Genomic DNA, 12,867 nt, shown 5'->3' on the forward strand with positions numbered 1-12,867 from the left:
TTTCCGATTTTTCAATTATCGTTACATAACTGAACCGATGGTTTCGCCATTCTTGTGCGAGTTCTGTCCAATCAAAACTATTTTTGATATAGTGGTGGATAAATCGATGCGTTTCCTTTTGTAAGGATTGTATAATGGTTTCCTCATCTGCCTTATTTTCGGCATAATTCATTACTTCTTGGTCGTTTGAAATGCCGTTCATCCGAATAGGCTGTAGCAAAATTAAGCCTTCTAACGAACGCAAACGCGACAAAGCCACGTAGGCTTGTCCGGGAAGAAAAACCTGCGATACATCCAAAGCAGCTTTGTCAAAAGTGAGTCCTTGACTCTTGTGTACCGTTATTGCCCAAGCCAATTTGATGGGATAATGTACAAAAGTGCCTAAAACTTCTTCGGATATTTCCTTGGTTGCCTCATTTACGGTGTATCGTATGTTTTTCCATTCGTACTTTTCAACTTCGATGATTTTATTTTCTTCCGGAAAACGAATTAAAATTTCACGTTCGGAAAGCGAGTGTATAAAACCCATTTTTCCGTTGAAATAATTTTTTTCTGGTGACAAATCATTTTTTATAAACATGATTTGAGCACCCACTTTTACTTGTAAAAACTCATCAACAGGAAACAATTTTTCAGGAAAATCGCCCACAATTTCGGGAGTATATGAATGTACTTCTCCGCTCAAATCAAGTAAAGCCTGCGAATTGATAGTATCGGCTTTTGCGTTATGAGTGGTTAACGTTATGTATCCTTTATTGGCTTTCAGATCAAAATCGGGTTTGACATATTGATTTAATAGTTGCATATCTTCTGATGCAATTTTATTATTTCTTAAATTATTTAAAACTGAAATAAAACTTCTATCTGTTTGTCTGTAAATATGAGTCAATTCAACATAAAGTGGCGGATTTTGTTGTACAACATGTGCGTTGAAAAAGAAGATTCCTTTGTAATACTTTTTTAAAACATGCCATTCTTCATTTTTAACAACCGGTGGCAATTGCAATAAATCCCCTATGTATAAAACTTGAACACCTCCAAAAGGTTGTTCCTTCTTGCGAACTTTACGCAGCATAAAATCAACAGCATCCAAAACATCGGCACGAAGCATACTTACTTCATCGATAATCAGAAGGTCCATATTTTGAATGACCGAACGCTTTATGTTGTTCATTTTGAAATGCTTACGTAAACTATCCTTCGTCTCAAATTTGATAAAATGACTCATTTGTGGAGCAACATCGAAGGAGGGAATAAAACCACCAAACGGCAATTGAAACATGGAGTGAATCGTAACTCCACCGGCATTTAATGCGGCAATTCCCGTTGGGGCAACTACTACGGTATTTTTGTGGGTGTTTTGAATAATTTGATGAAGAAGCGTGGTTTTTCCGGTTCCAGCTTTTCCTGTTAAGAAGATAGATTGATGCGTTTGATTGACAAACTGCAACACTTGTTTTGCGGTTGGTGATAATGTATTCATTTGGCGTATAGTTTAATAGGTCGAAAATACAAAAGTGTTAGCAGTAATCAACTATTTGAATGAAAAAAGTTTAAACAACACCATAAAAAAACGAATAAACCTCTCGTAATGAGAGGTTTAAAGTTAACTTTTCTGGTAATGACTATTTTTTCTTTGGATCGGTTGCTTCAGTTGGAGTTCTCTCAGAAGTCTTTGCTTTGTACTCATCATTCAAAATTTTGATGATTTCTTCAGTTACATCATACTCATCTTTTGCGTAAAGAATCGTGGCAGCATCTCCTGTTCCGTAAATGTAATTAAAACCCTTTTCTTTACCGTATGCTTTTATATACTTTTTTATTCGAGTAACAAGCGTATCCATTTCTACAGCAGCAGCCTCTTGCGTTTCTCTCATGATTAATTGTTCCTTACGAGCTAAATTATCTCTTCTTTGCTGTAATTCCGGACCTTTTGCTTGAGCCCATTGCATTCCGTATGCTTGTGCATTTTTTTCAAAATTCTGTGCTTCATTTTGAAACTGGGCAATTTCAGCATCCATTTGTTTGCCTTTAGCTTTGATTATTGCATCATATTTTGCTTTAATATCTTTGGCTTCCAAATTCTCATCCACTAGTTTAGAAGTATCTACATAAGCAGTTTTAAAATCGCCAGTTGCAGTTTCAGAAGCACCTTCTTTTTTTGTTTCAGTTTTGTCACAAGAGATTAATAAAAAAGCAAAAGCTGCGGCTACTAATAATTTTTTCATTGGTTCAAGTTGTTTTAAATATTTTTGGTAAAAGTAGTAAATTCAAGTTAAGTACCAAATTATGTTGACCGAAGTTGCTCGTTCAATCAATTGTTTTTAATGATATAAATATGAGAGGAATATTCTGATTTCTTCTTTGCGTATATATTGGATTTTAAACCCAAAAAAAGACCTTTGATAACATTCATTTTGCCAGATTTGTTTTTTTCGGAAAGCAAGGAAACATAAAAACTATCAAAGTACATAGGTTGTACTTTTGCAACTTTTAAATGGCTTACATCGAATAATTTTTGAATTGCGGTTTTTGAGAAATGCCACAAATGTCTAGGAACATCATAAGCTGCCCAATATTTTCCATAATATTTTGCATCAAAAGATTTAAAATTTGGAACTGCTACAATAATTGTTCCTGTTGGTTTAATGATTCTTTTCAATTCTTCAATTTGTTCTTCGAGATTCGGAATATGTTCCAAAACATGCCACAAAGTAACCACATCAAAAAAATTGTCTTCAAATTCCGTTGTTGATTTGGCCAGACACAATCCTTTCGTTCTTGTCAAAGAAGCTGCTTTTTCATTCGGTTCAATGCCAAAGGTTTTCCAATGTGCCATATGTGCTTCCGCTAAGAAATCACCTGTTCCGCAGCCAATATCTAAAACCTTTCCCTTTTCGCCATTGCAATATTCTATCAAATCCACTTTTTGTCTAATTGCTCTACGACGAATAAAATGATAGATTTTTTCAAACCAAGTTCTTTTAGAATCAGTATGAGAAATATAATCTTGGCTCTCATAATAAGAAGCCAACTTATCTAAACTTGGTTGCGGATATGTTTTTAGCAACTGCAACTCTTCATCAAAAAGCAACTCGAAAGTTTCTCCTGACACAGAATAGTCCTTTACTTTGATATAGGGGTTTTTTGAAAAATTCATAAATTATTTTCAATTTATTAAACGCAATTTTTTAACTAATTGCTCCTTATCGCCTATTATACTTGACTTTTTACAAATCGTTTCACGTGGAACAATCCATTCCATTTGTTTTATCTTCCCATATAAATTAATAATATAGAAATATCTGAAGGCGACACACCGCTAATTCTAGAAGCCTGAGAAATGGTAACCGGCCGTATTTTGTTTAATTTGTCTTTGGCTTCATAGGACAACGATTTGATTTTATTATAATCAAATGTTTCGGGAATATGCAAATCTTCTAATCGTTTTAATTTATCGGCGTTTTGTCTTTCCTTTTCGATATAACCGGAATACTTTATATTAATTTCAGCCTGCTCTACAATTTCATGATCTAAATCATGGGATTCAATATACTCCTTCACTTTACCAAACTTCACGATGTCTTCCAAATCAATTTGCGGACGTGAAAACACTTTATACATTTTGTCCGACTGTGTCATTAATGCACTACCTTTTTGCTCTAATACAGGATTAGCTTCTTCTTGGGTGATACTTGTTTCTTTAAAAAAAGCAACCATTTTATCAGATTCAGAAAATTTGTATTCCATCCGCTTTAATCGCTCTTCTTTGGCTAAACCAATTGCAAAACCTTTTGGTGTTAATCGGAAATCTGCATTATCTTGACGTAAAAGCGTTCGATACTCTGCTCGTGATGTAAACATTCGATACGGCTCTTCTGTGCCTTTAGTAATCAAATCATCAATTAAAACGCCAATATACGCTTCATCTCTTTTCAAGATAAACGGTTCAAGTTCTTGTACTTTTAAAGCGGCATTAATACCAGCCATCAATCCTTGTGAAGCGGCCTCCTCATAACCGGTCGTGCCGTTTATTTGTCCTGCAAAATACAATCCATCAACCAACTTTGTCTCTAACGTATGCTTTAATTGGGTTGGCGGAAAATAATCATATTCAATGGCATAACCAGGCCTAAAGAACTTTACTCTCTCGAAACCTACAACTGAACGCAATGCTTTAAATTGAATTTCTTCCGGCAACGAAGTTGAAAAACCATTCACGTACACCTCCACTGTATTCCAACCTTCAGGTTCTACAAAAAGTTGGTGTCTGTCTTTGTCGGCAAACCGATTAATTTTATCTTCAATTGACGGACAATATCTTGGTCCCGTACTTTGAATCCTTCCGTTAAACATGGGCGAACGATCAAATCCTTCACGCAACAAATTGTGCACTTCAGGCGACGTATAGGTCATCCAACAAGACTTTTGAACTTCTAAAGGTTTAGAACTTTCTAAATAAGAAAATTTATAAGGAACTTCATCACCCTTCTCTTCTCGCATCTTAGAGTAATCCAAAGATCTCCCGTCTACTCGTGGTGGTGTGCCTGTTTTCATTCGACCGGATTCAAAACCTACCTTCACTAAATCCTCTGTAATTCCAAAAGCAGCACTTTCACCAGCTCTTCCTCCTCCAAATTGTTTTTCACCTATATGAATCAAACCATTTAAAAAAGTCCCATTTGTAAGCACCACAGTTTTCGAATGAATCTCTACTCCCAAGGATGTGCGGATGCCTCTTATTTCATTATTATCAATAATCAATCCTGCAACCATTTCTTGGTAAAAATCTAAGTTGGGAGTTTGCTCCAACATCAAACGCCATTCTTCTGCAAAACGCATCCGATCACTTTGAACACGCGGTGACCACATGGCAGGACCTTTTGATTTATTAAGCATTTTAAACTGAATAGCAGTCCTGTCCGAAACGATACCGGAATACCCGCCTAAGGCGTCAATCTCACGAACAATCTGTCCCTTTGCAATTCCTCCCATAGCAGGATTGCACGACATCTGCCCAATAGTTTGCAAATTCATTGTAACCAGAAGCGTTTTGCACCCCATGTTCGCAGCAGCTGCAGCAGCTTCCGAGCCGGCATGTCCCGCACCCACAACAATCACATCATACTTGTCTTGAAACATTTTGTTTGTTTTATAAATTGTTCCACGTGAAACATGGGCACTGTACTACTTACTCTGTTCCACGTGGAACATACTGATTTTTTCTTCTTCTTTGCTTCTCATAAGGTCTTCATCCTTGGGTGTTTTATCCTTGTAACCACAATAGTGCAAAATCCCATGAATCATTACTCTTTTTAATTCTTCATCAAAAGAAACATTAAAATCTTTTGCGTTTTCTTTGACACGTTCAACAGATATGAAAATATCACCTTGTAAAAAGTTTCCTACTGAGTAGTCAAAGCTAATAATGTCCGTTAATGTGTCGTGATTTAAGTATTGAATATTGATGTTCAACAGATAATCATCTGAACAAAAAATATAATTCAATTCTCCTTCTTGTTTGTCCTCTGAAAGAATAACTGCGGAAACCCAATTTGAATAGGCCTTTTCATTGACTAACTTGAAAGGAAGCTCATAGGTATAACTAATCATTCGTCTTAAAATATTCTTGCACCTTTTGGTTAAAATTGGGTCGCAAAGGTAATGTTTGTCTGTTTAAAATCTCAATACTATTTAAATATTCTTTTATATCGGGTGTCAAAAGATTTGAATTGGAATTGTACTCTTTCGTATTTGTTTGCGATTGACGCTTGGAATCTTCTCCCTGTTGTTGAATTGCCTTTTCAAGTTTCAACATTTCATATTTTATATTCAACATCCGCTGTAACACTTCATTTTTAAACCCTTTGTTTAAAATTTGCTTTTCTGCATCTTTCATTTGATCCAACACTTTTTTTCCATCAGGAGTCAAGCCCTGCTTACTTAAAGCATCTTGCAACTGCTCACGCAATCGACGCTGTTCCTTATATATCTCCATTAATTCCTTGGCATTTTGCTCACTGTCACCACCGCCTCCATTGGAACCATTCGAACCGGATTGTCCCGGTTTTTTCCCTTTGTCGCCTTCTTTCCCTTTGTCGCCTTCTTTATCGCCTTTTTTATCACCGCCTTCTTTCTCACCCTTTTGCATTCCCTCTTTCATCTTTTCACTAAGACCTTGTTGCTTCTGAATAATATCGGGTAATTGCCCACCACCAGATCCACTACCAGGTTTTGGCTTTCCTTTGCTTTTTCCGGAGCCTGAACCAGACATTTGCATTTGCATAGCATTCAACATATCACTCAGCAAATCAGCCAAACGATTGGAAGCAGCAACTGTATACTGTTGGAACGAAACACCTCTTGAAACATTAGCATCTGCAAAAACTTCCAGCGAACGATCTACATTATAATGAACATTGCCAATTTCTTCGGTAACCTTTTCCGTAAGCATTGGATTTCGCAAGGATAAAGCAAACAAACTATCATCTACATGCTTGAATTGCTGCTTTAAATCTTGTTGTTTCTTTAGATATTTATTGTACGAAGGCGAACCTCTACTAATTGTTTTAAAATTATCCATCAGACCCTCTTGGGTAAAAGAAAACGCTAATAAATTATCTAAAATTTGTCGCAACATCGCCACATCTTCTTCCAATTGTTCAGCAGCATCTGAGGCCATGCTTTCCATCATAGAAGCTCCCATTTGTTTCATCTTTTCTGCGGCACTTTTCTGTTTGGGTTTGGCTTTATCTTTTTGCTCTTTCTGAAGTTCATCGGAAGCTTTTTGCATGTCTTCCTTAATACTTTCCTCTTGCTTCTCATCGGAAGGAATATCCATCGGCTTCTTTAAATCCTCATTTTCCTTATCTAAATCACGCAATTCCTTTTGTAAATCATTGAACTCTTTATTTAGTTTGTTCTGATTATCATCTGTATTTTTTTCGTCTTCTTTTGCTAACTGTTCTTGCTTTTGAGCCAACTTATCTAATTTCTCAGCCAATTGTTGAGCTTTGCGTTCCACATAATAACGCTTGGTCAATTCGACTAATTGCTCCAAATTTTTCGTTTGATTTTTAGAACTTTGTTTAAACTCATTCATCTTTTCAAACAAATCTTCCTCTTGTAATTTCTCAGATAATTTTTGCAATTCATCTAACAATTCCTGATTTTCCTCTGCTTCCTTTTTCGAATTCTCCAACCGTTCTTCCAATTGCTTTTTGAATTCATCATTGGAATCTGATTTAAATTCCTTTAAGTTATCTTCCAACTTTTTAGAAAATTCCTTCATCATTTGTTCTTGCTGTTTTTGACGTTTGATGAAATCATTGATCTTTTGCTGATCTTTAAAATCCAATTGTTTATTCTCTTTCCCCATCTTTTGCAATTTCTCCAATTCCGATAATTGCTTGTCTTGGTTTTTAATGGATTTTTGTAAACTATTGATGTTATTATTTTGCTCCTTAAGTAATTGGTCCTCTTTTTCTTCAACTGTAGCTATCCTATCAAAGAAAACAGAAGATTTTGAGCTTTTAAACTTGTGAATGGCATCATTGTCAAATACTTCAAAATAATATTCATAGGAAACTCCTTCTTCTAATGGTAATTGCCCGGGAAAAGAAAAGACAAACTGATCAAAAACATCCTTTTTAACTGCTAGAAGAGCCTTTTTGGCCGATTCTTCATTTCCTTTCGGGTAATAAACAACTTGAAGCTTTGAAAGTCCGTAATCATCTGAAACCTGTCCAATTAAAATATTTTTCTTTGCAGCAATAGTATCCGGAACATTGGTAATGGAAATGGTTGGATACTGATCTTTAACTGTTGTAATTTTATAATTTAGTTTTTCGTGGTTCTTCACCTCTTGATTAGAGGTAAAAATTTGATAATCAATATTTTGAAGAATATTTTTAGTGAATTGAAAGGTATCATCACTCAACGCGAAAGCAGACAAAGTTTTAAAATCATACCAATCTACCTTGGTTGTTGCCATTGCTTTTACTTTCCAAGTTACGCGTGTGCCTTCCGGAACAATTGCATTTCCTGAACCTTTGATTACTTCGGGTTTTCTATTGATGTACGACGGGAAATTCAACACCATCTCAAAATTTGAAATCGATGGAACTGCCACGACTCCCAATTCATAATCGTCCGAAGTAACCGTATTTGCTTGCATATAAAAGGCAATGTTTTGGGTAGGTCGTTCAAAACGGTACTCAAAAACGCCGGGTTTCACCGTTTCCATAAAGTAACTTTCCTCTCCAATAAAAAGCATTGCATTTTCGGGAACAATTTTACCTTCCGATTTTACCAGCAATATAAAATCTTGACCTTTTTCTGTTTGTAGATTTTCATTTACAATATGCAAGGAAAATGGAGCAGGCGGTGCAAACTTTTCATTATAACGAACCACTCTATTCATACTTTCAGTTAAAATAGTTCCGTTTCCGGAAAGCATAAAAAAAGCAAAAAACAAAAGAGGGATAATCGCCCAAGGTAAATATTTGATATTCTTTTTAAAATTAATTGCATTTCCAAACGGAATAGGTTGCAAATTATCTGCCTTTTGTTGGATGGATGCAGCAACAAGTTCGGATTGATTCGAATCTTCTGAAAGTTGTATAAAATTGGTCAGTTTGTCACTTACCTCCGAAAAATGATTTCCAATAATTGAAGAAGCTTGCTTATAATCAATTCCCTTTTGTAGTTTGATTAATTTTGATAATGGGAAAAGAATAAATCGAAACAAAAGAAAAAATTCAACTGTTACAAACATCCAAAATAAAAAAGTTCGCCCTAAGGGACTTAACCAAAGAAAATATTCAATTAAAAGTGTAAAAAGCACATACAATAATCCAAAACCGATGAACAAAATAAGTCCTTTCAATAGTTCATTGGTGTAATACTTTCTAATAAAATCTTCTAACTTCTGATAAATGAGTGTCTTTGAATTCAATTTGAAATAAACTTTAAAATAACTTATAAAAGTACACATTTATTTTTTAGACAAAAGTTAAATGTTATTTAAAGAAATATAGTAAATTAGTGCTATACAAACGGATCAAAATGAAGTATTTATTGGCTTACAGTATTCCTTTTTTTGGACTATTGGGAATATATTTTCAGGGCATTTGGAGCTATACAGTAGTTATTTACGTATTTGTATTGATTCCGATTTTGGAACTTTTTTTACCTATTGATGCATCAAATTATTCTGAGAATGAGGTAGAAAGTCGTTTAAAAAACAAACTATACAACAGTTTGTTGTATTTAAACATCCCTATCGTTTATGGCTGTTTGTATTTTACTTTCAACCTTGTAAAATCGAAAGAGCTTACTTACTTTGAGTTGATTGGAATAATTTTAAGCTTAGGAATTATTCTTGGTTCCAATGGCATCAATGTGGCACATGAACTGGGACATCGAAAACTATTGTTTGAAAGACTGCTCGGGAAACTTCTATTAATCCCATCGCACTACACCCATTTTTTTATTGAACATAATCATGGGCATCACTTGCATGTTTCTACTCCCGAAGATCCATCTACAGCAAAATACAATCAAAATTTATATTCATTTTGGGTGCAATCGGTCACGGGAACCTATGTAAAAGCTTGGCAGATTCAAAAAAAAATTAATAGCAGTGAAAAGATTTCCTTTTTTTCGTTACGAAATGATATGCTTTGGTTTACAATCATTCAAATTTGCTATCTATTACTCGTTTTCAATTTGTTTGGATTAAAGGTTTTACTGGTTGCGGTTTTCTCCGGCATCACTGGTTTTTTGTTACTGGAAACCATTAATTACATTGAACATTATGGCCTACAAAGAAAAATATTACCCTCCGGAAGATTTGAACGCGTAACGGAAAAACATTCATGGAATTCCAATCATGTTTTAGGAAGAATTATTTTGTATGAATTAACGAGACACAGCGACCATCATTTTAAATCCAGTAAAGAATACCAGATTTTAGAACACCACGAAGAAAGTCCGCAATTGCCTTATGGCTACCCTGCCTCAATGGTACTTTCTTTTATTCCACCACTTTGGTTTGCATTGATGAACAATAAAATCCCTAAACAATAATGAACTACATTTAAAAGTTCACTATTTGAATAAAGTTTGGATAACGTATCTTTGCACAAAAATCTACCTTATGTCTAGACCTGTACGTGTTCGTTTTGCTCCAAGTCCCACCGGACCCTTGCATATTGGTGGTGTTCGAACCGCCTTATTCAATTATTTATTTGCTAAAAAACATAACGGAACGTTCTATTTACGAATAGAAGACACCGATCAAAACCGTTTTGTTCCGGGTGCCGAACATTACATTTTTGAAGCGTTGGAATGGTTAGGAATTTCACCTAGTGAAACCGTTGGGAAAAATGAAAAGTTTGGTCCGTACCGACAAAGCGAACGAAAACCCATTTACAAACAATATGTCGATCAATTGATTGAAACCGGTTGGGCATATTATGCATTTGATACAGCAGAAGCTTTGGATTTACAACGTAAACAACACGAAGAACAAGGAAAAACATTTATTTATAACTGGCACAATCGTGAAAAATTGGATACTTCTTTAGTGATTTCCAAAGAAGAAACCGCGAAAAGAATTGCCTCAGGTGAAGATTTTGTGATTCGTTTTAAAACTCCGGTAAATGAATTTTTAGAACTAAAAGACATTATTCGTGGCGATATAAAATTTGACACCAACTTATTGGATGACAAAGTTTTATTCAAAAGTGACGGAATGCCCACCTATCATTTGGCCAATATAGTTGATGATCATTTAATGGAAACTTCACACGTGATTCGTGGGGAAGAATGGTTGCCTTCGCTTCCATTGCATCATTTACTATACAAAGCCTTTGGTTGGGAAGCACCCGAATTTGCACATTTACCATTGATTTTAAAACCTATTGGCAACGGAAAGTTATCCAAAAGAGATGGCGATAAAATGGGATTTCCGGTTTTTCCAATTGAATGGAAAGATTCTACTACTGGAGAAATTTCATCCGGTTATCGAGAAAAAGGATTTTTTCCGGAAGCGGTAGTCAACTTTTTAGCCTTGTTAGGATGGAATGATGGTACGGAACAAGAACTATTTTCATTGGAAGAATTAGCAGCAAAATTCGATTTAAATCGTGTTCACAAAGCCGGAGCTAAGTTTGATCCGGAAAAAAATAAATGGTTCAACCATCAGTATTTACAGAAACAAAGTGATGAAAGTTTAGCGAAAACTTTTGAAAAAGAGGTGATTGAAAGAATAGGAACCTGTGATTATTCCTTCGTTGAACTAACTAAAATCGTTCATTTAATCAAAGAACGGGCTCATTTTGTCTCAGAGTTTTGGGAATTGGCCGACTATTTCTTTGTGGCACCAGCCACTTATGATGAAAAAGCCTCTAAAAACTGGAAAGAAGAAACGCCTGCTTTAATGAAACAAGTAATCGAAGTTTTAAAATCCATCGACGACTTTACTTCTGCCAACATTGAAACGATTTTAAAAGACTGGATGACCACCCATGAAATTGGAATGGGCAAAGTAATGCAACCGCTGCGATTAAGTTTGGTGGGAGCTTTAAAAGGGCCGCATTTGTTTGATATTATTGAGATGATTGAGAAGGAAGAAACGGCAAGCAGAATAAAGAAAGCTATAATTAAATTATAACATAAGAGACTCTTCGGAGTCTTTATTTATTTAATTAAATTGTAACTAATTTGCATTTTCTACGTATCACTACTATAAACTAAAAAATATTCTTATGATTACAACTTATGTTCTTATTGTTTTAGCTGTTTTTCTATTATTGGCTTCTTTTTTTACAGTGAAGCAACAATCAGCCGCTGTTATTGAGCGATTTGGAAAATACAGCAGTACCCGACAGTCCGGTTTACAACTAAAAATTCCTGTGGTTGATAGAGTTGCCGGAAGATTAAATCTTAGAATTCAACAATTAGACGTGATCATTGAAACCAAAACGAAAGACAACGTGTTTGTTAAAATGAAAGTTTCGGTACAGTTTAAAGTCATTCAAGAAAAAGTGTACGAAGCATTTTATAAATTAGAATATCCACACGATCAGATTACATCCTATGTATTTGACGTGGTTCGTGCAGAAGTTCCAAAATTAAAATTGGATGATGTTTTTGAACGCAAAGATGACATTGCTGTTGCAGTAAAACGCGAATTAAACGAAGCGATGACTACTTACGGATACGATATCATTAACACATTGATTACCGATATTGACCCGGATATTCAAGTGAAAAATGCCATGAACCGAATCAACGCTGCTGATAGAGAAAAAACAGCTGCCGAGTATGAAGCAGAAGCAGGAAGAATCAGAATTGTAGCAAAAGCAAAAGCCGAAGCAGAAAGTAAAAGACTTCAAGGTCAAGGTATTGCCGATCAAAGAAGAGAGATTGCACGTGGTTTGGTTGAAAGTGTGGACGTGTTGAATAAAGTGGGAATCAATTCGCAAGAAGCCTCTGCTTTAATTGTTGTGACACAGCATTATGATACTTTACAAGCCATTGGAGCTGACGCTAATTCTAATTTAATTTTGTTACCTAACTCACCTCAAGCAGGAAGCGATATGTTGAACAACATGGTGGCTAGTTTCACTGCAAGTAACCAGGTAGGCGAATCAATGAAAAGAGCGAATAGCACGAAACGAATAAAAAAACCAACAGACAAAGATGAATTCGGGACATCCGAAGAAAATCAATAACTTAAAAGGGGCTTACGAGCCCCTTTTTTTATTGAAAAACCATTGAATAACTAATGGTCCAATTATCTTAATAATACTTCCTAAATTGTTGGGAATACTAAAATGCAACAAACTTGATAACAAACTT

At 35.2% G+C, this 12,867-nt stretch carries 10 protein-coding genes; 3 read left to right on the top strand and 7 right to left on the bottom strand.

Annotated features, from left to right (window positions below; all coding sequences use genetic code 11):
- From ACIQ2S_RS06370 to ACIQ2S_RS06395, 6 genes are all read right to left on the bottom strand, one after another.
- Nucleotides 1-1,483, bottom strand: a 1,483-nt coding sequence (locus tag ACIQ2S_RS06370; protein ID WP_396174071.1) for an ATP-dependent RecD-like DNA helicase, incomplete at its 3' end; no start/stop codon positions are given.
- Nucleotides 1,484-1,625: 142 nt separating this feature from the next.
- Nucleotides 1,626-2,228: an OmpH family outer membrane protein gene (locus tag ACIQ2S_RS06375; protein ID WP_396174073.1), complete on the bottom strand. Its 603-nt coding sequence runs from the start codon at nt 2,226-2,228 to the stop codon at nt 1,626-1,628.
- Between the two features lie 86 nt (nt 2,229-2,314).
- Entirely contained in the window at nt 2,315-3,160 is an 846-nt protein-coding gene (locus ACIQ2S_RS06380) for a class I SAM-dependent methyltransferase (RefSeq protein ID WP_396174076.1), read from the bottom strand.
- A 110-nt stretch (nt 3,161-3,270) separates the two neighbouring features.
- On the bottom strand, nt 3,271-5,142 hold the full coding sequence (gene mnmG / locus ACIQ2S_RS06385) for a tRNA uridine-5-carboxymethylaminomethyl(34) synthesis enzyme MnmG (protein WP_396174079.1): 1,872 nt from the start codon (nt 5,140-5,142) through the stop codon (nt 3,271-3,273).
- 45 nt (nt 5,143-5,187) lie between these two features.
- The gene (gene ybeY, locus ACIQ2S_RS06390) at nt 5,188-5,613 is read right to left on the bottom strand and encodes an rRNA maturation RNase YbeY (RefSeq protein ID WP_396174081.1); all 426 of its coding nucleotides are present in this window, start codon (nt 5,611-5,613) and stop codon (nt 5,188-5,190) included.
- A complete protein-coding gene (locus ACIQ2S_RS06395; RefSeq protein WP_396174083.1) occupies nt 5,606-8,956 on the bottom strand; it encodes a DUF4175 family protein in 3,351 nt (1,116 codons plus the stop codon). Before ACIQ2S_RS06395 ends, ybeY begins: the two co-directional genes overlap by 8 nt.
- Before the next feature lie 110 nt (nt 8,957-9,066).
- On the opposite strand from ACIQ2S_RS06395, the gene ACIQ2S_RS06400 reads away from it, so the two are divergent.
- From ACIQ2S_RS06400 to ACIQ2S_RS06410, 3 genes are all read left to right on the top strand, one after another.
- The gene (locus tag ACIQ2S_RS06400) at nt 9,067-10,089 is read left to right on the top strand and encodes an alkane 1-monooxygenase (RefSeq protein WP_396174085.1); all 1,023 of its coding nucleotides are present in this window, start codon (nt 9,067-9,069) and stop codon (nt 10,087-10,089) included.
- 70 nt (nt 10,090-10,159) lie between these two features.
- The gene (gene gltX / locus ACIQ2S_RS06405; protein WP_396174089.1) at nt 10,160-11,677 is read left to right on the top strand and encodes a glutamate--tRNA ligase; all 1,518 of its coding nucleotides are present in this window, start codon (nt 10,160-10,162) and stop codon (nt 11,675-11,677) included.
- 94 nt (nt 11,678-11,771) lie between these two features.
- Nucleotides 11,772-12,740, top strand: coding sequence for an SPFH domain-containing protein (locus ACIQ2S_RS06410; protein WP_396174091.1), 969 nt, complete (start codon nt 11,772-11,774; stop codon nt 12,738-12,740).
- A gap of 12 nt (nt 12,741-12,752) precedes the next feature.
- Here ACIQ2S_RS06410 and ACIQ2S_RS06415 read toward each other — a convergent pair whose 3' ends face one another.
- The gene (locus tag ACIQ2S_RS06415; RefSeq protein ID WP_396174093.1) at nt 12,753-12,863 is read right to left on the bottom strand and encodes a hypothetical protein; all 111 of its coding nucleotides are present in this window, start codon (nt 12,861-12,863) and stop codon (nt 12,753-12,755) included.
- Nucleotides 12,864-12,867 lie beyond the last annotated feature (4 nt).

It is taken from the genome of Flavobacterium sp. (assembly GCF_044371705.1).
Lineage (GTDB): Bacteria > Bacteroidota > Bacteroidia > Flavobacteriales > Flavobacteriaceae > Flavobacterium.